Origin of the sequence: Helcococcus sueciensis DSM 17243, from assembly GCF_000423145.1 — a bacterium.
GTDB classification, from domain to species: domain Bacteria; phylum Bacillota; class Clostridia; order Tissierellales; family Peptoniphilaceae; genus Helcococcus; species Helcococcus sueciensis.
Genome location: NZ_AUHK01000010.1, coordinates 30,510 through 51,875, shown reverse-complemented (window position 1 = coordinate 51,875; position 21,366 = coordinate 30,510). Strand labels below are relative to the sequence as shown.

21 protein-coding genes are annotated in these 21,366 nt (G+C 29.7%); 20 read left to right on the top strand and 1 reads right to left on the bottom strand.

All coding sequences use genetic code 11. The features are described from left to right. Positions 1-4: 4 nt before the first annotated feature. Both lon and yihA read left to right on the top strand, forming a co-directional pair. Positions 5-2,356 (top strand): endopeptidase La, encoded by a 2,352-nt coding sequence (lon, locus tag G534_RS0104170; protein ID WP_027348011.1) that lies wholly within the window; start codon positions 5-7, stop codon positions 2,354-2,356. Then, a complete protein-coding gene (gene yihA, locus G534_RS0104165) occupies positions 2,346-2,945 on the top strand; it encodes a ribosome biogenesis GTP-binding protein YihA/YsxC (protein WP_027348010.1) in 600 nt (199 codons plus the stop codon). The genes lon and yihA overlap by 11 nt, the downstream gene beginning before the upstream one ends. Before the next feature lie 99 nt (positions 2,946-3,044). Here the strand turns inward: yihA and rd are convergent, their stop codons facing one another. Beyond that, positions 3,045-3,203: a rubredoxin gene (rd, locus tag G534_RS08525; protein WP_084510067.1), complete on the bottom strand. Its 159-nt coding sequence runs from the start codon at positions 3,201-3,203 to the stop codon at positions 3,045-3,047. Between the two features lie 178 nt (positions 3,204-3,381). Between rd and G534_RS0104155 the strand changes: the two genes are divergently transcribed. From G534_RS0104155 to cdd, 18 genes are all read left to right on the top strand, one after another. Beyond that, positions 3,382-3,768 (top strand): ATP-binding protein, encoded by a 387-nt coding sequence (locus tag G534_RS0104155; protein WP_027348009.1) that lies wholly within the window; start codon positions 3,382-3,384, stop codon positions 3,766-3,768. A 76-nt stretch (positions 3,769-3,844) separates the two neighbouring features. Then, positions 3,845-5,656, top strand: a complete 1,812-nt coding sequence (gene typA, locus G534_RS0104150; protein ID WP_034595967.1) for a translational GTPase TypA — start codon at positions 3,845-3,847, stop codon at positions 5,654-5,656. A gap of 163 nt (positions 5,657-5,819) precedes the next feature. Continuing rightward, entirely contained in the window at positions 5,820-6,767 is a 948-nt protein-coding gene (locus tag G534_RS0104145) for a substrate-binding domain-containing protein (RefSeq protein WP_027348007.1), read from the top strand. A gap of 52 nt (positions 6,768-6,819) precedes the next feature. After that, positions 6,820-7,710 (top strand): phosphate ABC transporter permease subunit PstC, encoded by an 891-nt coding sequence (gene pstC / locus G534_RS0104140; protein ID WP_027348006.1) that lies wholly within the window; start codon positions 6,820-6,822, stop codon positions 7,708-7,710. Further along, the gene (pstA, locus tag G534_RS0104135) at positions 7,703-8,533 is read left to right on the top strand and encodes a phosphate ABC transporter permease PstA (RefSeq protein WP_034595966.1); all 831 of its coding nucleotides are present in this window, start codon (positions 7,703-7,705) and stop codon (positions 8,531-8,533) included. The genes pstC and pstA overlap by 8 nt, the downstream gene beginning before the upstream one ends. Beyond that, on the top strand, positions 8,526-9,278 hold the full coding sequence (gene pstB / locus G534_RS0104130; protein ID WP_027348004.1) for a phosphate ABC transporter ATP-binding protein PstB: 753 nt from the start codon (positions 8,526-8,528) through the stop codon (positions 9,276-9,278). The genes pstA and pstB overlap by 8 nt, the downstream gene beginning before the upstream one ends. Before the next feature lie 10 nt (positions 9,279-9,288). Beyond that, the gene (gene phoU, locus G534_RS0104125; protein ID WP_027348003.1) at positions 9,289-9,936 is read left to right on the top strand and encodes a phosphate signaling complex protein PhoU; all 648 of its coding nucleotides are present in this window, start codon (positions 9,289-9,291) and stop codon (positions 9,934-9,936) included. 18 nt (positions 9,937-9,954) lie between these two features. After that, positions 9,955-10,632 carry a response regulator transcription factor gene (locus tag G534_RS0104120; RefSeq protein WP_027348002.1) on the top strand — a complete coding sequence of 226 codons (678 nt, stop codon included), beginning with the start codon at positions 9,955-9,957 and terminating at the stop codon, positions 10,630-10,632. A gap of 1 nt (position 10,633) precedes the next feature. Then, positions 10,634-11,692, top strand: a complete 1,059-nt coding sequence (locus G534_RS08405) for a sensor histidine kinase (RefSeq protein ID WP_051177417.1) — start codon at positions 10,634-10,636, stop codon at positions 11,690-11,692. A gap of 56 nt (positions 11,693-11,748) precedes the next feature. Next, positions 11,749-12,381 (top strand): redox-sensing transcriptional repressor Rex, encoded by a 633-nt coding sequence (locus G534_RS0104110; protein ID WP_027348001.1) that lies wholly within the window; start codon positions 11,749-11,751, stop codon positions 12,379-12,381. Between the two features lie 77 nt (positions 12,382-12,458). Next, positions 12,459-14,387, top strand: coding sequence for a ribosomal protection-like ABC-F family protein (abc-f, locus tag G534_RS0104105; protein ID WP_027348000.1), 1,929 nt, complete (start codon positions 12,459-12,461; stop codon positions 14,385-14,387). After that, positions 14,387-15,400, top strand: a complete 1,014-nt coding sequence (locus G534_RS0104100; protein WP_027347999.1) for a BMP family lipoprotein — start codon at positions 14,387-14,389, stop codon at positions 15,398-15,400. The genes abc-f and G534_RS0104100 overlap by 1 nt, the downstream gene beginning before the upstream one ends. A 168-nt stretch (positions 15,401-15,568) precedes the next feature. Further along, positions 15,569-16,705: a BMP family ABC transporter substrate-binding protein gene (locus tag G534_RS0104095; protein ID WP_027347998.1), complete on the top strand. Its 1,137-nt coding sequence runs from the start codon at positions 15,569-15,571 to the stop codon at positions 16,703-16,705. Positions 16,706-16,762: 57 nt separating this feature from the next. Beyond that, positions 16,763-18,292, top strand: coding sequence for an ABC transporter ATP-binding protein (locus G534_RS0104090; protein WP_027347997.1), 1,530 nt, complete (start codon positions 16,763-16,765; stop codon positions 18,290-18,292). Continuing rightward, the gene (locus G534_RS0104085) at positions 18,282-19,418 is read left to right on the top strand and encodes an ABC transporter permease (RefSeq protein WP_051177416.1); all 1,137 of its coding nucleotides are present in this window, start codon (positions 18,282-18,284) and stop codon (positions 19,416-19,418) included. The genes G534_RS0104090 and G534_RS0104085 overlap by 11 nt, the downstream gene beginning before the upstream one ends. Further along, positions 19,415-20,287: an ABC transporter permease gene (locus G534_RS0104080; RefSeq protein ID WP_156896572.1), complete on the top strand. Its 873-nt coding sequence runs from the start codon at positions 19,415-19,417 to the stop codon at positions 20,285-20,287. The genes G534_RS0104085 and G534_RS0104080 overlap by 4 nt, the downstream gene beginning before the upstream one ends. Then, the gene (gene deoC, locus G534_RS0104075) at positions 20,287-20,952 is read left to right on the top strand and encodes a deoxyribose-phosphate aldolase (protein WP_027347994.1); all 666 of its coding nucleotides are present in this window, start codon (positions 20,287-20,289) and stop codon (positions 20,950-20,952) included. Before G534_RS0104080 ends, deoC begins: the two co-directional genes overlap by 1 nt. Further along, the gene (gene cdd, locus G534_RS0104070; protein WP_027347993.1) at positions 20,952-21,362 is read left to right on the top strand and encodes a cytidine deaminase; all 411 of its coding nucleotides are present in this window, start codon (positions 20,952-20,954) and stop codon (positions 21,360-21,362) included. Before deoC ends, cdd begins: the two co-directional genes overlap by 1 nt. The last annotated feature ends 4 nt before the right edge of the window (positions 21,363-21,366 follow it).

Sequence of the window (21,366 nt, the reverse complement as noted above, 5' to 3'; positions counted from 1 at the left end):
TATTATGAGTGATTATAATATAGAAAAATTAAATAAAGTTCCAATAGTACCTTTAAGGGGAAAATGGCTATTTCCAGGAATGTCTTTAGATTTTGATGCGGGAAGAGATTTTACAATTGAAGCTATAAATCAGGCCAAACTTAAAGATGATTTTGTTCTATTAGTAGTTCAAAAAGATCAAAGTGAAGATCAGATAGATGTCAAAGATTTCTATAATATAGGTGTATATAGCAAAATTAGACAAAGCATTAAACTTCCAGATGGAAATTATAGGGTCATAGTTGATGGAATTGCAAGAGGTAAGGCTGAAAATATTCAGTTTGAAAATAATTATTTTTCTGCAGATGTAGCTAAATATGAAGAAAAATACACTAACAAAGATAGCAAACTTGAAGCTTTGAAGCGAATTTCTCTTGAAAAGTTCCAAAATTTAATTGAGAGAAGACCTGAAATTCCAGATGCTACTATATTCTTCCTTGAAACGATTACTGATGTATCTGAATTTGCAGATAGATTAATTGTTTATATTCAACCAACGTTTGAGCAAGTTCAACTATTGTTAGAGCAAATAGATGTAAAACTTAGACTTGAAATGATTAATACAATTATTGATACAGAGATAGAGATAATTGATATCAAAGATGAATTAAACAAAAAAGTAACTACTAAAATTAATCAAGGACAAAAGGAATATTATCTAAGAGAGCAATTGCAAGCGATAAAGCAAGAGCTTGAAGAAAGCGATGGTGGACAATCTTATAGTGAAGAATATAAAGAAAAGATTGAAAATCTACCAATTAAAGAAGAATACAAAGAACATCTTAGAAAAGAGCTATCTAGACTTGAATATGTTTCAGGTGCTTCACCAGAATCAAATGTAATAAGAACATATATCGATAATGTACTTGATATTCCATTTGGAATATATTCAGATGATAATATAGATATTAAAAAATCTAGAGAAATATTAAATAAAGATCATCATGGTCTTAAGGACGTAAAAGAAAGAATTTTAGAATTTTTAGCAGTTAGAAAATTGAAAGAAAACATGAAAGGTTCAATTCTTTGTCTAGTTGGACCCCCAGGTGTTGGGAAAACTTCTATAGTAAAATCTGTTGCTGAAAGTATGAATAGAGAATATATATCTATGAGATTGGGTGGTCTAGGAGATGAAAGTGAAATACGAGGACATAGAAAGACCTATATAGGAGCTATGCCAGGTAGAATAATCACATCTCTTCAAAGAGCAAAGACGTTAAATCCAGTATTATTACTTGATGAAATTGACAAGATTTCTTCTGACTATAGATCGGATCCAGCTTCAGCTCTTTTGGAAGTTTTAGATCCAAATCAAAATTCTGAATTTATGGATAGATATATTGAAATACCAGTAGATTTATCTAGAATTATGTTTGTGACTACAGCAAATACAACACAAACTATTCCAAGAGCTTTGATGGATAGAATGGAGATTATAGAGATTTCAGGATATACTGAATATGACAAAATAGCTATTGCTAAAAAGTATCTAGTTCCAAAACAAATAAGAGAACATGGCCTAACACCAAAGCAATTAAATATTTCAGATGCAGTACTTGAGATAATTATAAAAAACTATACAAGAGAGTCAGGTGTCAGAAACTTAGAAAGAGAAATTTCGAAAATTGTTAGAAAAGCTGCTATGAAAATAGTTGAAGGATCAGATAATATTAGAGTTTCAAAAAGAAATTATAGAGAGTTTTTAGGCAGAGAAAAAGTACTTGATGATGATATTGTAAAGACTCCTCAAGTAGGCATAGTTACTGGTCTTGCATGGACACAAGTAGGTGGTGAACTTCTTCAAATTGAAGTAAATGCTACAAAAGGTAAAGGAAAGGTTCAACTAACCGGATCTTTAGGGGATGTTATGAAAGAGTCTGCAATGGCATCACTTTCATATATAAAATCTATCCAGGAAGAGTTACAAATACCTGAAGATTATTTTGTAAAAACCGATTTTCATGTACATGTTCCTGAAGGTGCAACACCAAAGGATGGTCCATCAGCAGGTATAACTATAACAGTTGGTTTAGTTTCTGCAATAACCAAAAGAAAAGTTAGACAAGATATTGCCATGACGGGAGAGGTTACTTTAAGAGGGAGAGTTCTTCCTATCGGAGGACTTAAAGAAAAATCTCTTGCAGCTTTAAGATATGGAATTACAAATGTAATTATTCCTAAACAAAATGAAAGAGACTTAGAAGATTTTCCTAAAGAAGTATTGTCTAAGATGAAATTTTATCCAGTTTCAGACATGCATGAAGTATTGGAATTAGCTCTAGAAAAAGAAATGAAAGAGAAAAAAAATGAAAATTAAAAATTCAACACTTGAGAAAATAGCTGTTCTTAAAGAACAATATCCAGATAATAATTTACCTGAAATAGCATTTGCTGGGCGATCAAATGTTGGAAAATCATCCTTAATCAATTCACTTATTAATAGGAAAAATTTAGCTAGAACTTCTCAAAAACCAGGAAAAACAAGAACTATTAATTTTTATAATGTAAATGAAGTTTTTAGATTAGTAGATTTACCTGGTTATGGATATGCAGCAGTATCCAAATCACATAGAGATGATTGGGGAGAAATCATAGATCGTTATTTACATTCAAGAGAAAATTTAAAAGAAGTATTTCTATTAGTAGACATTAGACATGAACCAAATGAAAATGACTTAATGATGTATAATTGGATAATTGAAATGGGTTTTTCAGGATATGTAATTGCTACAAAGCTTGATAAAGTTGGAAAATCAAGACTCCAACAATATATTAAGGTAATAGCTAATAAGTTAGGGATAAGAGATAGGAAGAAAATAATTTACTATTCTTCAGAAACAAAAGAAAATAGAAAATACATTTATAATGTATTTAGTGAAATATTAGGAGTTGAAATAGAGGAGTAAAAGCTCCTCTTTTTAATTGATCAATATGTTTATGTAGAATTGGAATAGTTAAAATAAAAAATCAGAGGAAAATCCTCTGATTTTAATAGTTATGTACTATTACATTTCTTCAAATAAATCTTTGTCTACGCCACAAATTGGACATACCCAATCTTCTGGAAGATCTTCAAATGCTGTACCTGGTTCGATACCATTTTCTGGATCACCAACTTCTGGGTCATAAATATATCCACAAGCTGTACATTCCCATGTTGACATAATTTACCTCCTAATATATTTATATTATTATTATACATCAAGTAAAAATACTTATCAATTAAAACAAAATTTTGTTTAAAAAGGTAAAAAATCGGGTAATGTAAAAATAGAGTAAAATTAGCAGTTTATAGAACATTTATTATGAGATTGATTATATATTAGTAAGGAGTGGAGGAATATGCAATATACATATAAAAATAGAATATTTGGTGATATTGATGATATTACTAAAGCTGTAGGAGAAATATTGCGAAACATTTCCTCTGAGACTTCAGAAAATGTCTGTTTTGATATCAGATTGATATTGAATGAATTATTGATAAATTGCCATGAACACGGAAATAAGAGATCGAGAGAAAAAGCAATTGATTTATATTTTGATATAAATTCTAAAGAAGCAAAGATTATAGTAAAGGATGAAGGGGCTGGTATAGTAATTAAAGAACCTTGTAAAAACCATTTACTAAGATCTGATGGTCGTGGATTAAAAATAGTTAAAGCACTTACAGATGAGCTAGAAATAAATAAAAATAAAGTAAAGTGTGTTATATATCTTACTTCATAGATTATAGTAATTTATGAAGTTTTTTTATTTACGACAATGCTTATAATGTGATAGAATACAATATCGAGGAGTGATTATGAAAAATATAAGAAATATAGCAATTATAGCCCATGTAGATCATGGTAAAACCACTTTAGTTGATGCGATGTTAAAACAAAGTGGTATTTTTAGGAAAAACCAAGCTGTACAAGAAAGAGTTATGGATAATAATGATATTGAAAAAGAAAGAGGAATTACTATACTTTCAAAAAACACAGCTATAAAATATAAAGATATCAAGATAAATATAATTGATACTCCAGGGCATGCAGACTTTGGAGGTGAAGTTGAGCGTGTACTTAAGATGTCAGACGGAGTACTTTTACTAGTAGATGCATTTGAAGGTGTAATGCCACAGACAAAATTTGTAATTAAGAAGGCTATAGATTTAGGATTGCCAGCACTTGTTGTGTTAAATAAAATTGATAGAGATAAAGCTAGACCAGAAGAAGTTATAGATGAAATACTAGATTTATTTATAAAATTAGATGCTGATGAATCTTATCTTGATGCTCCAATAATATATGCTTCAGGTAAAGATGGATGGGCGAGTCTAGATTTAGGAGAAAAAAAGGAAGATTTAAAAGATTTATTAGACACAATTATTGAATATATTCCAGAACCAAAAGGGGACGAGAATAAGCCTCTTGAAGTTTTGATATCTACTACAGACTATAGTGAATATCTTGGTCGTATAGGGATTGGAAAAGTAGAACAAGGTGAAATAAAAGTTGGTCAAAAAGCATATATAAAAAATTATAATGATTTAGAAAAATTAATTCAGACTAAGATTACAACTATTTATGAATTTGAAGGGTTGGACAGAAAAGAAGTACAATCAGCTAAGGCAGGTTCAATAGTGGCAATTTCGGGAGTTGAAGGGATTCATATAGGAGATACTATTACAGAAAATGAGGAAACACCTTCAATTGAATTTGTAAAAATATCTGAACCAACTCTTTCCATGAGATTTTTAGTAAATGATTCTCCATTTGCTGGTAAAGAAGGTGAATACGTAACTTCAAGACATTTAAGATCAAGATTATTTAAGGAAAAGGAAACGGATGTATCTTTAAGAGTAGAAGATACAGAAAGTACAGATGCATTTAAAGTATCTGGAAGAGGCGAATTACACCTATCTGTTCTTATAGAAAATATGAGAAGAGAAGGATATGAATTTCAAGTTTCTAAACCAGAAGTACTTTTTAAAAGAATAGATGGTAAATTATATGAGCCTATGGAGATAGTTACTATAGATGTTGAAGAACAATATGTAGGTACAATTATAAATAAACTTGGTACAAGAAAAGCAGAAATGACAAGCATGGAAAATTTATCTGCAGATTACAACAGACTTATATTTAAAATGCCAGCTCGTGGATTAATTGGTTATAGACAAGAATTCATTTATGATACAAAAGGAACTGGAATTATTAATACGGAATTTGATTCTTTTGAAGAATATAAGGGCGATATACCTAGAAGACAATATGGATCAATTATAGCTTTTGAAACAGGAAAAGCAACGGGTTATGCTCTTGATTCAGCATGGAAGAGAGGGAATATATTTATTGAACCTGGTGATGAAGTCTATGAAGGTATGATAATAGGAGAAAATCCTAAGGGTCTCGATATTGAAGTAAATGTTGCAAAGAAAAAACAAAAGACAAATATAAGATCATCCGCTTCTGATGATGCTCCGAATTTACCACCATCTAAAAAGCTTTCTCTTGAAGAGATGCTAGAATTTATAGAAGAAGATGAACTTGTAGAAATTACTCCAAAGAATATAAGACTTAGAAAAAAAATATTAAATACTCAATTGAGATATAAATCTCATAAAAATTAAATATAATGGTAGAAATTATCAGAGATTAATTAGCTCTATGTAAAATCTTTTACACAGATTTTACATAGAGCTAATATTAAATTAATAAAGATTTAATATTATCTAGCTGTAACAGATTAGACTTAATTTTCTGTACATAATTAAAAAATAAGAGGAGTAAATTATGAAAAAAATTCTATCATTATTACTAGCTTTAGTTTTAGTATTTTCACTAGTTGCATGTAGCACAGATGGAAATGAAACACAAGGTGAAACAAGTACTGAAACACAAACAGAAGGAAATACAGAAACTGATAATGGATCAGAAGATGATTCATCAAATACAGGTAAAGCTGAAGGACCAATTGCAGTTGTATCAAGAGAAGATGGATCAGGTACAAGATCTGCATTTGTTGAAATCGTTGGTGTAGTTGATGACAACGACAACGACTTAACAACTCAAACAGCTATCATTCAAGATGGTACAGGTAAAGTTATTGAAACTGTATCAGGAGATAACTCATCTATTGGATATATTTCATTAGGTTCATTAGATGGATCAAATGTTAAAGGATTAAAGGTTGATGGAGTTGAAGTAACACCTGAAAATGTATTATCAGGAGAATATGCAATTCAAAGACCATTAAATATTGTTTATAAAGAAGGATCATTATCAGATTTAGCACAAGATTTTGTTAACTATATCATGTCAAAAGAAGGACAAGATATAGCAGTTGAAAAAGGATTTGTACAAGCTGATCCTAATGCAAAAGCTTATGAAGGAGCTGAAGGTTTATCTGGTGAAATAACTGTTTCAGGTTCAACATCAGTTGCTCCATTAATGGAAGCAGTAGCTGAAGCATATGAATCTTTACATCAAGGAGTAAAAGTAGTAATTAACGCAACAGGTTCATCAGCAGGAATAAAAGATGCTGAAGCTGGTGTAGTTAACATAGGAATGGCTTCTAGAGAATTAAAAGATGAAGAAAAAGCTCAAGTTGCATCTTTAGCAATTGCTAAAGACGGTATAGCAGTAGTTGTATCAAAAGATAACCCAACTGAAGAAATTAGTTTAGAATCAGTTAAGAAAATCTTTTTAGGAGAAATAACAGACTGGGCAGACGTTAAATAATTATAAATTATTTAATATCTAGATATATAGAAAAGGATTTACAGGAGGAAAGATGAATAGTAAGGCAAATGGTGCTTCATTTGGAGAAAAGTTTGCAAGGATAATATTCATCATGTCTACTGCCACATCTATAGTAGCGCTAGGGTTTATAATATATTTTCTTTTCTCAACAGCAATTCCAACAATTGCAGATATAGGTTTTACAAACTTTATATTTGGAAAAGAGTGGCGCCCTAGTTGGAACCCACCACAATATGGAATATTACCATTTATCGTCGGAAGTATCTATGCTACTTCCGGCGCTATTTTAATAGGGGTTCCTATAGGATTATTAGTAGCGGTATACATGGCATATTATGCACCAAAAAAAATATATGGATTTTTAAAAGCTGGAGTTAACCTTTTAGCTGGAATTCCTTCAGTTGTTTATGGTTTATTTACTTTGACGGTAATAGTTCCTTTAATTAGAAAAATTCCAGTTAGAGGAAATAATGGTTTGAGTTTATTTGCTGCAATTATAGTGCTTGCAGTTATGATACTTCCTACAATCATTTCACTTTCCGAATCAGCATTAAGAGCAGTTCCAAAGGTTTATTACGATGGTTCTATTGGGCTTGGTGCAAGTAAAGAAAGAACAATATTTACTGTAATGATTCCTGCTGCAAAATCAGGAATATTATCATCAATTATTTTAGGAATTGGTAGAGCAATAGGTGAAACTATGGCTGTTGCAATGGTTGCAGGTAATCAACCAATTATACCAAAAGGATTATTCCAAGGTGTAAGAACAATGACAATAAATATTGTACTAGAGATGAAATATGCATCTCAACAGCATGAAAATGCTCTTATAGCTACAGGTGCAGTACTCTTTGTATTTATATTGATGATAAATGTTGTGTTTAACTTAATTAAGAATAGAAAGGGAACAAAAAATGACTAAAAAACAAAAAGTGTTTTCAATTACTATAAAATCATTGATATATCTCTTTACTATTTTTGCTTTTGGAGTACTTGTATGGATTTTAGGAACAGTAGCATTTAGAGGTATTCCACAATTAAAACCAGAAATGTTTTCAATTAATAATACAACACAGAACCTTTCAATGCTTCCATCGATTATACATACAATAGTTATTATATTAATTTCACTAGCTATAGCTGTACCGGTTGGTGTATTTACTGCTATATATCTGGTTGAATATGCTCCTAAGGGAAGTAAATTTGTAAAAGTTGTACGTATGGCTACTGAAACATTACAAGGAATTCCATCAATTGTATTTGGATTATTTGGATATTTATTCTTTGTAAGAGCCTTAGGTTTTGGCTACTCACAAATTGCTGGTGCGCTAACTTTAACAATTATGATTCTGCCATTAATAATTAGATCAACAGAAGAAGCTTTAATTGCAGTACCAGTATCACTTAGAATGGGATCATTTGCACTTGGAGCACGTAAATTAAGAACTATATTTCAAGTAGTATTACCACCAGCTATGAATGGTATAATTTCGGGAATAATACTTGCAATAGGTCGTATATTTGGTGAAACTGCTGCTTTACAATTTACAGCTGGAACATTTGCGAAATTGGCATCACCTCTAAATCAAGGTAGTACTTTAGCAGTGTTTATGTATAATTTGACAGCTGAAGGTAGACATACTCAAGAAGCTTATGCATCAGCACTTGTATTGCTTATTATTGCTATAATAATCAATGCTATGTCAACAAAACTAGCCAATTTAATTGGAGGAAAGAATGAATAAAATTATTGAAATAAAAGACTTTGATATTTTTTATGGCAATTTTCAAGCTATAGATAAAGTTACGATGGATATCAATGAAAATGAAGTTACCGCATTTATTGGTCCTTCTGGAAGTGGTAAATCTACAATATTAAAATCAATAAATAGAATGAATGATTTAGTTGAGACTTATTCACATAAAGGACAAATACTAATTGAAGGTAAGGACATTTATAAAGATATTGATGAATATACATTGAGAAGAGAAGTTGGAATGGTGTTTCAACAACCAAATCCATTCCCTAAATCAATATATGACAATGTTGCTTATGGTCCAAGAACACATGGTATAACAAATAAGGCTGAATTAGATGAAATAGTAGAAACTTCTTTAAAAAAAGCAGCTATATGGGATGAAGTAAAAGATAAACTAAAAAAATCAGCAGTAGATGTATCTGGTGGTCAACAACAAAGAATATGTATTGCTAGAGCTATAGCTGTAAAACCTAAAATTATTTTATTAGATGAGCCAACATCAGCATTGGATCCAATTTCAACAAATAAAATTGAAGATTTGATTTTTGAATTAAAAAACGAATATACTATAGTTATAGTAACACACAATATGCAACAAGCTACAAGAGTATCAGATAAGACTGCATTTTTCTATTTAGGGAAATTGATTGAATTTAATGATACACAAGAACTGTTCTCAAATCCTAAAGAAGAAAGAACAGAGAATTATATTTCTGGTAGATTTGGTTAATGGAGGAAATATGAGAATAAATTTTGAACAACATTTAAATAAATTAAATGAAGAGATTATTGAAATGGGAGCTTTAGTTACTACTGCTATAGAAAATGCTATCAGATCTCTTGCTGAAAAAGATGTTGAGCTTGCAAGAGAAGTGTATGAAGGTGACCAAAAAATAAATGATAAAGAATCAGAAATTGAAGCGCAAGCATTAAATCTATTATTAAAAGAACAACCTGTAGCATCTGATTTTAGATTCATAACTACAGCATTAAAAATGGTTACGGATTTAGAAAGAATAGGTGATCAAGCTTCTGATATTTCATACTTAATTATGAAATTAAATAAGAGAACATATCATAGATCAGATTTGGGTTCAATCTATGAAATGGCTAAAATAACAATTGACATGGTGAAAAAATCACTTAAAGCATATGTAGATGCTGATTTATCATTAATAGATGAAGTAATGAAAAATGAAGAATTAGTAGATGAATATTTCGAAAAAGTAAGATATGAAGTTGTCCAAGATGTTAAGGAAGATAAATTCGATACTAAAAATAGTTTAGATATGTTATTGATTGCAAAATACCTAGAAAGAATAGGGGACCATTGCACAAATATCACAGAAAGAGTATATTATTCTATAACAGGGAAGTATAGAGAATAAAATTTAAAGTGAGGATTTATGCACAAAATAATTGTTGTCGAAGATGATGTTAATATTAGAGACTTGCTCGTTTATGCATTAAACAATCATGGATATAAAGCTTATGGATTTCCAGGAGCAAAAGAGTTTTTTAATTATTTTGAAGAAATTAATCCTTCATTAGTTATTTTAGATTTAATGTTAGATGGAGAAGACGGATATAGTATTCTTTCGAAAATAAGAAAAGGAAGTAAAAATAGTGACGTACCTGTAATTTTGTTGACTGCTAAAGATAGCGAATATGACAAAGTTAAGGGATTAGATATGGGAGCTGATGACTATATTACCAAACCATTTGGTGTGTTAGAGACTGTGTCTAGAATTAAAGCTATATTAAGAAGATCTCCTAAAAATCAAAGTGAAGACTCTATTTTAGAGTTTAAGGATATTTATTTAGACTATAGAAAAAGAGAAATATATGTAGGGGAAGAGTTAATTAACTTAACATATAAAGAGTTTGAACTATTGTATTTCTTTTTAATAAATGAAGAAATAGTTTTAAGTCGTGAAAAACTAATGTATGAAGTTTGGGGATTCGATTATACAGGAGAATCAAGAACGGTAGACGTTCATATAAGAACTCTTAGACAAAAATTAAAAGACTCAGGAAAATATATAAAAACAATTAGAAATATTGGTTATAAAATAGGGGAATAATATGAAAAAAAGACTGTATTGTATATTATTAATGTCATTTACAGGCTTTTTTTTACTTTTATCATTAATATTTTATTTTGTATTGGATATTGATATAAATGTAATAAAAAGCAATTGGATAGTATTATCACTATCATCGATAATATTAATTTTAATTTTATCCTATATTGCAAGTATATATATTTACGGAAAGATATTTGGACCATTTAAATATTTTTTCAAACATATTTTAAACTTAATAAATCATGATCCTTCTACCGATACAATACTTCCTGAGGATACTGTAGATATACTAAATATCCTCAAGGATTATGGATATGATATAAAGGAAGTTGAGAAAGGTATTGAAAGTATAAATAATGCAGTAAATATAAGAAGAGAATTTTCAGCCAATGTTTCTCATGAATTAAAGAGTCCTTTGACGAGTATAAAAGGATATGCGGAATTAATATCTCAAGGAGTTGCAAAAGAAAATGAAATTATAGAATTTGCAAATAGAATCAATCTTGAAGGTGATAGACTGCTAAACATGATTGATGAAACAATTAAATTATCAAAAATAGATAACAACAAGATAAGAAGAGAAAATTTTGTTAATCTTGATTTAGGGAAGATAATAATTGAAAATATAGAAAGTTTTGATGTTTTAATAAAAGAAAAGAACATGGAAGTTAATTTTGATTATGAAGAAATACCTTTTTATGGAAATGATAAATTGATGTTTGATTTATTTAGAAACTTAATATCTAATGCTATTAAATATAGTTCAAAAGAAAATCCAAGACTTGATATTAAATATCATGATAAAGGAAATGAAATAGAGATAAAGTTTATCGACAATGGTATAGGAATTTCAAAAGAAAATCAAGAAAGAATATTTGAAAGATTTTATGTGGTTGATAAATCAAGAGGAAATAAGACAGGAACAGGACTTGGGCTATCTCTCGTTAAAAATATTGTAAATATCCACTCTGGTAGCATAGAACTTAGAAGTAGTTTAGGATATGGATCGACATTTATTGTAAATTTACCTAAAAATCAAGGATTATCGAAAAGATAATTGTTGACAGTTTAACAAAATTTTATATATAATGAATATATAAAATAGGAGGGCGTATGTACAAAAATAGAATTTCGCCAGCTGTTATAAGAAGATTACCAAAATATTATTATTATTTACAAGAATTAGAAAATGATAATATAGAAAAAATTTCATCAAAAGAACTTAGTGAAATAACAGGATTTACAGCCTCTCAAATTAGACAAGACTTAAATCATTTTGGTGGGTTCGGACAGCAGGGCTATGGATATCGAGTTGGTGACCTTAAAGAATCAATTAGAGAAATCATTGGTTTGAATAAAGGATACAATGTAATTATAGTAGGATATGGTCATATAGGTAAGGCAATTTATAATTATAAAGGATTTGAAACTAAAAAATTTAATGTTTTATCAGTATTTGATAAGGAAGCTAAAACTGATGAAAAAAGTGGTTTAGAAGTTAAATCAATAGAAGAGCTAGGAGCTTTCCTAGACAATAATGATGTAGATATATTAGTTTTAACAGTTCCAAAAGAGTCTGCAAACGATATAGTCGAAATAGTAAAAGATAAAAACATTAAAGGTATTTGGAACTTTGCTCCAACAGCATTAAGTTCAGATATTAATATACCGATTGAAAATATATTATTAAGTGAATCACTTTATGCGCTTATATATTATATGGGCAATCCAGATCAATACGAATAAAATGAATTCAATCTTAGCTGTTACATAGTTTGTAACAGCTTTTTATATGCTATAATATATTCATATATGAGGTAAAAATGGCAGAAATAACAGTTTCAAAACTTTCAAAATCTTTTGGAATAAAGCAAATATTTCAAGATATAAGTTTTAATTTAAATGAAAATGATAAGGTGGGAATAGTTGGGCCGAATGGAGCAGGAAAAACCACTCTTTTTAACATTTTAACGGATAAAATTGATGAATATGAAGGTAATGTTTACAAAAGAGGAAATTTAAAAATAGGATATATGCTCCAAAATATTTCTCTAAATAGCGATAAAACTATTTATGAAGAAATGTTAGAAGAGTTCAATTATATTCATGAAATAGAAGAAAAAATTAAACTGCTTGAAAAAAGCTTGAATCAACATGAAGATTTGGAAAAATTAGAAAGAGATACAATTGAATATAATAATTTGCTTGAAAGATATTATGAATTAGGTGGAGAATATTTTGAAAACAAGATTGATTCTATACTTATAGGGATGGGTTTTCCAAGGGAAAGATTTAATGATAGTGTATCAAATTTAAGTGGGGGAGAAAAATCAAGGCTGGAACTTGCAAAACTTTTAATCTCTAATGCAGATGTTTTATTACTTGATGAACCAACAAACCATTTAGATTTAGATACGATAGGATTTGTTGAAAACTTAATAAGAGATTCAAAAAAGCTTGTAGTATTTATTTCGCATGATAGATATTTCTTAGAAAAAGTAGCAAATAGAATTTTTTTATTGGAAAATGGAAAACTTAAAACATATAATACTTCTTATTCAAAATTTATTGAAAGACGAAAAAAAGAAATAGAAGTTGAAAAAAGATTATATGAAAATCAACAAAAAGAAATTGAAAGACAAGAAGAAATAATAGAGAGATTTGCTTCTTTAGGAGGTTCCTTACGAAAAAGAGGAATCGCTCAATCAAGATCTAGACAGAAACTTCTTGATAAAATGAAAATACTTGAAAAACCAGAAATATTTGATGAAAAAATGGCATTAAAATTCACACCAAAGAGAGAAAGTGGTCAAGATGTTTTGAGTGTTGAAAATCTTACAAAAACATTTGGACAAAACACATTGTATGAGGATATTTCATTTAATATTTATAAAGGTCAGAAAGTTGGACTAATTGGTGGTAATGGAACAGGAAAAACAACTTTATTTAAGATGATATTAAATAAACTTAAACCCGATAGTGGAAAGATTGAAATAGGTGTATCGGTTTATCCTGTTTATTTTGATCAAGAGCAAAAAGATCTGGATTTAGATAAAACAATAATTGATGAGGTATGGGATAAATATCCATATCTTACTCATTATGATATTAGATCTTATTTAGCTAAATTTATGTTTATTGGTGATGATATATTTAATATTGTAGGAGATTTATCTGGAGGTGAAAGATCAAGAATTACGCTTTTAGAACTAATGCTTTCTGATTCAAACTTTTTACTAATGGATGAGCCGACAAACCATTTAGATATAGATTCTAAGGAAACCTTGGAAGATGCACTTAATGATTATGAAGCGACTGCATTTATGATAAGTCATGATAGATATTTCTTAAATAAAGTATGTGATGTAATCATTGAAATCAAAGATAAAAATATTAAAATTTATAATGGAAATTATGATTATTATTTAAGTAAACAAGAAAATGAACAGAAAACCGTAACTTCTTCAAATCACAATAAAACGCAGAGAAAGAAAGATTTAAAAAAACAAAAAAAAGAACAAAGATTAATAAAAAGAATTAAAACTCAGATATCAAAATCAGAAAAAAGAATCGAAGAGATAGATTTAGAAATCGAGAAATTAAATAATAAACTTACCTTAAAAGAAGTTTATGAAGACTTTGAAAAGTCTAATAGTATAGGATTATCTATAGAGAATTTACAAGAAGAAAAACAAATTTTAAGCGATAAATGGTTTGAATTACATGAAGAGTTAGAAGCGATGGAGGAATAGTGAAGAAAGTATTATTAATAATTTTTTTAACTTTTTCAATCATATTACAAGCTTGTTCAAAAAAAAGCGAAATAGATAAATTTAATGTTGCTATAGTAACTGATACTGAAGATTTTGGAAATGATACAAAATCAAAAATGATAGAATCAGGTCTTTTAAAGATTGGAGAAAGAATAAATGTTTCAAAAAATGGTAGCTCAAATGAAGACAAATTTATTAAACAAATAAATTCTTATATTAATAGTGATTATGATCTAATAATCGGCACTAATTTTCAAATGAATGAATCTATCAGAGCTTTGGCTAATCAGAATAAAGAAACTAAATTTTTAATATTTAATTCTATAATGGATCCAGGATTAGAAAATGTAAACACTTTATTATTTAGTACAAATGAATCTTCATTTTTGGCAGGATATCTTGCAGGATTAGTTACAAAAACTAATAATATTGGATACATTGGTGCAAATCCAGGTGTATTAAGTGATTTTTATGAATATGGATTTAAAGCAGGTCTACTATATGCAGCAAAAGAATTAAAAATTGAAATTTCGGTGAAATCGCAATACATTGAAGATTTATCTGATTATGAAAAAGGTAAAGAAATAGCAGATAAAATGTATGAAAACGGAGTAGATTTAATTTATCAAACAGCAGGATATGCGGGGGTTGGAGCCATAGAAAGTGCGAAAATTAATAACAAATATATTATAGGATACGATGAGGATCAATCATATTTAGCTCCAAAAAATGTACTTACATCGACTATAAAAAATTATGACATTATAAGTGAAGATTTAGGATTGAACTATCTTACAAATTCTATAGAATCAGGTCAGAATTTAAGATATGGGATAAAAGAAGATGCGGTTTCAATTACAAAATTTAATGAAATCAGTATATATTCAATCGATATTTATAATAAAGTAATGTCTTTGTATGAAAAAATAAAAAAAGGAGAAATTGTAATACCTTTTGATGAGGATAGTTTCAAAGCAATCATGGATAATTAATAAAAAAAGTTAACACAAAGAATATTAGAAGATATATAATTACAGGTAATTGTATATAAAATAGCGATAAATATGTATTAAAGCGATGCTAAAAACTTGAAAAAATTACAGATATAGATTATATTTAGAGTGTAATATAATACAAAAAAAAGTATTTTAGGAGGAACAATGTCAAAGAGAATTTTGTCATTATTACTTGCTCTTGTACTAGTGTTTTCATTAGTGGCTTGTAGCACAAAACCAAATGAAACAAAAGAAGAAAATAATACTGAAACATTAGTAGAGTCTAACAAAGAAACTCAAGGTGAATCAGAAGAAACAACTAAAGAACCGGAAGAATCAGCTGATCTAACAGGTAAAACAGTTGGTATGGTAACAGATACTGGTGGGATAAATGACGAATCATTTAACCAAACATCTTGGGCAGGATTAAATGAATTAGAAGCTAAAACAGGTGCTAAAGCTTCATATGTACAATCTGAACAAGAAGCAGATTACAATGCTAACTTAAATCAATTAGTAGATGCTAACACAGATTTAGTATGGGGTATTGGATACTTATTAGCAGGGTCAGTAGAAACAGTTTCAAAACAAGCTCCAGATACAAACTTTGCTGTAATAGATAATGCTTATGAAAATCCAGAATCATTACCAAATGTTACAGGTGTAGTATTTAAAGCTGAACAACCTTCATTCTTAGTAGGTTATATTGCTGGACACACAACAAAAACAAATAAAGTTGGTTTTGTTGGTGGTATGAAAGGTGTGGTAATCGACCAATTTGAATATGGTTATAGAGCTGGTGTATTGGAAGCAGCTAAAGAATTAGGAAAAGAAATAACTGTTGATATTCAATATGCTGACAGTTTTAATGATGAAGCAAAAGGTAAATCAATTGCTACAAGAATGTTCAACGATGGATCAGATATAGTATTCCACGCAGCAGGTGGTGTTGGTAAAGGTGTTATAGAAGCAGCTAAAGAATTAAACAAATTTGCAATAGGTGTAGATGCTGACCAATCAGGATTAGCACCAAAGAATGTTTTAACTTCTGCTTTGAAGAAGGTAGACGTTGCAATATATGACTTATCAAAGAGATTACTTTCAGGTGAAAAATTAGGTGGACAAACAGTTGTATATACAGCTAATGAAGAAGCAGTTGGAATTCCAGAATATAATGCAGAAACAGCTTTATATCCAGAAGAATTGCATAAAAAAGCTTTAGATAAATTAGAAGAAATTAAAGCTGATAAAATAGTACCACCATTCAACGAAGAAGAGTGGAATAAATATATTGCAGAATAATATAGCAATGTAAAGGGGGGTATTATCCCCCTTTTTTTATTACTTAAGGGAGGGAATATGGAAAGCAATACGTATGCTGTTCAGATGAACGATATTGTTAAAGTATTCGGAACTTTTACTGCTTTAGACAATGTAAAACTAGAAGTGAAAAAGGGCTCTATTCATGCAATATTGGGTGAAAATGGGGCAGGAAAATCAACGCTTATGAACATCTTGTACGGACTATATCAAGCTGATTCAGGCGTTATAAAAATTCACGAAAAAGAAATCGATATCAAAAATCCTAGCGTTGCAATTGAGCAAGGTATAGGTATGGTACATCAGCATTTTATGTTAGTTCATAACTTTACAGTAGTTGAAAACATTTTACTTGGAAATGAAATTACAAATGCTGCAGGATTTTTGAATTACAAAAAGAGCAGACAAAAAGTACAAGAATTAGTAGACAAATATGGTCTTCATGTAGATCTAGATGCGAAAATTGAAAACATTTCAGTAGGTATGCAACAAAGAGTAGAGATATTAAAAGCATTATATCGTAATGCAGATATTTTGATACTTGATGAACCTACAGCGGTTTTAACACCTCAAGAAATTGAAGAATTAATCTCAATTATGCATAATCTAACAAAAGATGGAAAAACAATAATTATAATTACACACAAACTTGCAGAGATAAAGCAATCTGCAGAAGAATGTACGATTATAAGAAGAGGAGAGTATGTAGATACTGTTAAAGTTGAAGACACTACAATAAATGAATTAGCAACAAAAATGGTAGGTCATGCGGTTAAATTAGTAGTTGATAAAGAAAAGGCTCAACCAAAAGATGTATTATTTGAGATAAATGATTTAGTAGTTGAAGATGCTAGAAAAATAGAAGTAGTACAAGGATTAAATTTATCAATAAGACGCGGTGAAATATATGGTATTGCAGGCATTGATGGAAATGGTCAAAAAGAATTAGTTGAATCAATCACTAATTTAGTTAAAACTAAATCAGGAACTATAAAAGTAAATGGCATTGAAATACAAAATAGAACTCCTAAAGTTACAATAGATAGCGGTGTTTCTACAATCCATGAAGATAGATTAAAAAGAGGTCTTGTTCCAGATTTTACAGTAGCTGAAAATACTATTTTAGAAAAATATTATTTAAGACCATTTTCCAATAAAGGAATTCTTAATAGTAAAAATATTCAAAAATATGCACAAGACATTATCGATGAATATGATGTTAGACCAGCAGATGGTGCAAATCTATTAGCTAGATCATTATCTGGAGGAAATCAACAAAAACTAATTATAGGAAGAGAAGTATCTACAAATCCTGATGTTTTAATAGCGGTACAACCTACTAGAGGTCTTGACGTTGGAGCTATTGAATATGTTCATAAATCATTGATTAGAGAAAGAGATAAAGGAAAAGCGATACTTTTAATATCATTTGAACTTGATGAAGTTATGAATGTTTCTGACAAAATAGGTGTAATATACAAAGGGAAGATTCAAGAAGAATTTCTTCAAGGAGAAAAAAATGAACATGAAATTGGTTTATTAATGGCAGGAGGCAAGCATGAAAGCTAAAAAGAATAATTTAAAAATATTATTTAATAATCAATTCTTTAGAACATTACTTGCCATTATATTAGGTTTTATAGTTGCAGGGATTATGTTGCTTACGATGGGACACAATCCTTTAGCTGTATATTCAACTATGTTTACAGGAGTCTTCAAAAATCCTAGAAATATTGCAGAAACAATAATAAAAGCAACACCATTAATTATAACTGGTTCTTCAATAGCATTTGCATTTAAAACTGGACTATTTAATATAGGATCTGAAGGACAATATACAATGGGATTTGTTTTTGCTGGTATGGTTGGGATACTGCTAGATTTACCATGGTTCTTACAAATTCCAATTGTGATATTAGCTGGAATGTTGGGAGGACTATTATTAGGTGGTCTTTCAGGAATATTAAAATCTAAGTTTGGTGTACATGAAGTTATATCGGGTATTATGTTAAACTGGATTTCACTATATTTTCTAAATTATATAGCACTTGGATCTCCATTTTTCGTTCAAGAAACATCAGGAACTGACTCTATAAATGTCTCTGGACAAATAAAATTATTTGCAGCAGAAAAAGCGGCAGGTGATTATTCAAGTATTACAGAAGTTCCAATTATTGGTAGAGTATTGGCTAGATCAGATTTAAACTATGGAATATTAATAGCTATATTTGTAGCGATATTACTTCATTTTATAATTAAAAAATCAACTTTAGGTTATCAATTAAAAGCTGTAGGATTCAACAAGGATGCTGCAGAGTTTGCAGGAATAGATGTAAATAAAAATATTATAAGATCATTGGCTATAGCAGGGATAATTTCAGGTTTAGCAGGAGCTGTAAATATCATGAGTTTATCACCTCATAAAATTACAAGTTTAGCCATGTTTGAAAATTATGGATTTGATGGACTTTCAGTAGCACTTATTGCAGGATCAAGCTTGATAGGAGTAATACCTTCAGCTCTATTATTTGCTGTATTTAAAATAGGTGGCTCGGTAATTCAACAACAATACCAAATTTCATCAGAAATCATATCTATTTTGATAGGTGTAATTATATTCTTTATAGCACTTTCATCAATATTACCAATAATAGCAGATTATATAGCTAGTAAAAAAACTAAGGAGAAATTATGAATCAATTAATGACTATATTAACAATTACACTCATGTACTCAACTCCATTAGTTTTTGGTGCAATGGGTGGTGTTATTTCAGAAAAATCAGGAGTTGTTAACATTGGTATTGAAGGAATGATGGCTGTCGGAGCATTTACAGCTGCATCAGTTTCTTATTACACTGGAAGCCCTTGGATAGGATTCTTTTCAGGTGGTATTGCAGGAGCTTTAGTTGGACTTTTACATGCAATTGCATCTGTTAGCTTTAGAGCGGATCAAACAGTATCTGGTATTGCTATCAATATGATAGGGTCAGGGCTGACATTATTTATGGCGAATCTTTTATTTGGTGGTGCGAATTCACCAGTTTTACAAAAGAAAATGCCTAAAATATTTGGTATAGATTCACCAGCAATAATTGCATTAATATGTGTAGTTTTATTATGGGTTTTCTTATACAGAACAAAATGGGGATTAAGGGTTCTAGCTGTTGGGGAACATCCTGCAGCAGCAGACACACTTGGAGTTAATGTATATAAAGTTAGATACTTATCTGTAATTGCATCTGGATTCTTTTCTGGACTTGGTGGAGCAGCAGTAACAGTATCATTGATTTCAAACTTTACACCTACATCAATTACAGGACAAGGATTTATAGCTTTAGCAGCAGTAATATTTGGTAAATGGACTCCTCATGGAGCATATGGTGCTGCATTAATGTTTGGTTTTGCACAAGCTTTAGCAATATATTTAGGAGCTGGATCATCAATTCCAAGTCAATTTTATGCAATGTTACCATTTGTATTAACACTTGTAGTATTGATATTAGTAGGTAAATCAGAAGCACCAAGAGCAGATGGTCAACCATATGTAAAAGGAGTAAGATAATGAATATTAAAGAAATTTTAGCTAAAGCAGATCATACCCAACTTGCTCAAACAGCAACTTGGGAAGATATAAAAAATTTAATAGATGAAGCCATTGAATATAAAACCGCATCAGTTTGTATTCCAGCATCATATGTAAAAAGAGCTGTAGAATATGCAGGTGATAAAATGGTTATATGTACAGTTATAGGATTTCCTAATGGATACTCTTCAAAGGATACAAAAGTATTCGAAACAAAAGAAGCTATTGAAAATGGAGCAAAAGAAATTGATATGGTAATCAATATCAATGAATTAAAAAATAAAAATTATGATTATGTACTAGATGAAATTAAGCAAATTAAAAAAGCTTGTGGAGATTTGATTTTAAAAGTAATTATCGAAACATCATTACTTACAGAAGAAGAAAAAATCAAAATGTGTGAAATTGTTTCAGAATCCGGTGCAGACTATATCAAGACTTCTACTGGATTTGCAAAAGGTGGAGCAACATTTGAAGATATTAAACTTTTCAAAGAACATGTAGAACCAGAAGTTAAAATTAAAGCGGCAGGCGGGATTGCAAGCATAGATGATGCGATTAAGTTTATAGAGCTTGGTGCATCAAGGCTAGGTACAAGTAGACTTGTAAAACTAGCTAAAAATGAAGAAGCAGAAGGATATTAATGATAAAAGAAGATATTAGATTAGCACTTGATAACATTAAGTTTTCAAGTGCTCCTTATTCAAATTTTAATGTATCCGCGGTACTTACCGCAAAAAATGGTGAAAAATTTACAGGTGTGAATATAGAATCTGCATCATTTACACCGACCATCTGTGCTGAAAGAGTAGCTATTTTTAAAGCTGTTTCAGAAGGTATAAAGGAATTTTCAAGAATTGTTGTGGTAGGCGGTTTAGAAGGAGTAGTTAAAGAACTAACTACACCTTGCGGAGTATGTAGACAAGTAATGATGGACTATTGTGACCCTAAAACATTTGAAATAGTTATAGCAGTTGATGAAGATAATTATGAAGTATATACATTGGAAGAATTACTTCCAAAAGGTTTTGGGCCCAAAGATTTAGAAGGATAATATT

Bases quoted from the DNA above. Each gene is read 5' to 3' on its own strand.
- pstB (WP_027348004.1), top strand. From the start codon at position 8,526: ATGAATAAAATTATTGAAATAAAAGACTTTGATATTTTTTATGGCAAT.
- G534_RS08405 (WP_051177417.1), top strand. From the start codon at position 10,634: ATGAAAAAAAGACTGTATTGTATATTATTAATGTCATTTACAGGCTTT.
- lon (WP_027348011.1), top strand. From the start codon at position 5: ATGAGTGATTATAATATAGAAAAATTAAATAAAGTTCCAATAGTACCT.
- G534_RS0104155 (WP_027348009.1), top strand. From the start codon at position 3,382: ATGCAATATACATATAAAAATAGAATATTTGGTGATATTGATGATATT.
- G534_RS0104080 (WP_156896572.1), top strand. From the start codon at position 19,415: ATGAATCAATTAATGACTATATTAACAATTACACTCATGTACTCAACT.
- pstA (WP_034595966.1), top strand. From the start codon at position 7,703: ATGACTAAAAAACAAAAAGTGTTTTCAATTACTATAAAATCATTGATA.
- pstC (WP_027348006.1), top strand. From the start codon at position 6,820: ATGAATAGTAAGGCAAATGGTGCTTCATTTGGAGAAAAGTTTGCAAGG.
- abc-f (WP_027348000.1), top strand. From the start codon at position 12,459: ATGGCAGAAATAACAGTTTCAAAACTTTCAAAATCTTTTGGAATAAAG.
- yihA (WP_027348010.1), top strand. From the start codon at position 2,346: ATGAAAATTAAAAATTCAACACTTGAGAAAATAGCTGTTCTTAAAGAA.
- phoU (WP_027348003.1), top strand. From the start codon at position 9,289: ATGAGAATAAATTTTGAACAACATTTAAATAAATTAAATGAAGAGATT.
- G534_RS0104095 (WP_027347998.1), top strand. From the start codon at position 15,569: ATGTCAAAGAGAATTTTGTCATTATTACTTGCTCTTGTACTAGTGTTT.
- rd (WP_084510067.1), bottom strand. From the start codon at position 3,203: ATGTCAACATGGGAATGTACAGCTTGTGGATATATTTATGACCCAGAA.
- G534_RS0104090 (WP_027347997.1), top strand. From the start codon at position 16,763: ATGGAAAGCAATACGTATGCTGTTCAGATGAACGATATTGTTAAAGTA.
- G534_RS0104110 (WP_027348001.1), top strand. From the start codon at position 11,749: ATGTACAAAAATAGAATTTCGCCAGCTGTTATAAGAAGATTACCAAAA.
- cdd (WP_027347993.1), top strand. From the start codon at position 20,952: ATGATAAAAGAAGATATTAGATTAGCACTTGATAACATTAAGTTTTCA.
- G534_RS0104085 (WP_051177416.1), top strand. From the start codon at position 18,282: ATGAAAGCTAAAAAGAATAATTTAAAAATATTATTTAATAATCAATTC.
- typA (WP_034595967.1), top strand. From the start codon at position 3,845: ATGAAAAATATAAGAAATATAGCAATTATAGCCCATGTAGATCATGGT.
- G534_RS0104120 (WP_027348002.1), top strand. From the start codon at position 9,955: ATGCACAAAATAATTGTTGTCGAAGATGATGTTAATATTAGAGACTTG.
- G534_RS0104145 (WP_027348007.1), top strand. From the start codon at position 5,820: ATGAAAAAAATTCTATCATTATTACTAGCTTTAGTTTTAGTATTTTCA.
- deoC (WP_027347994.1), top strand. From the start codon at position 20,287: ATGAATATTAAAGAAATTTTAGCTAAAGCAGATCATACCCAACTTGCT.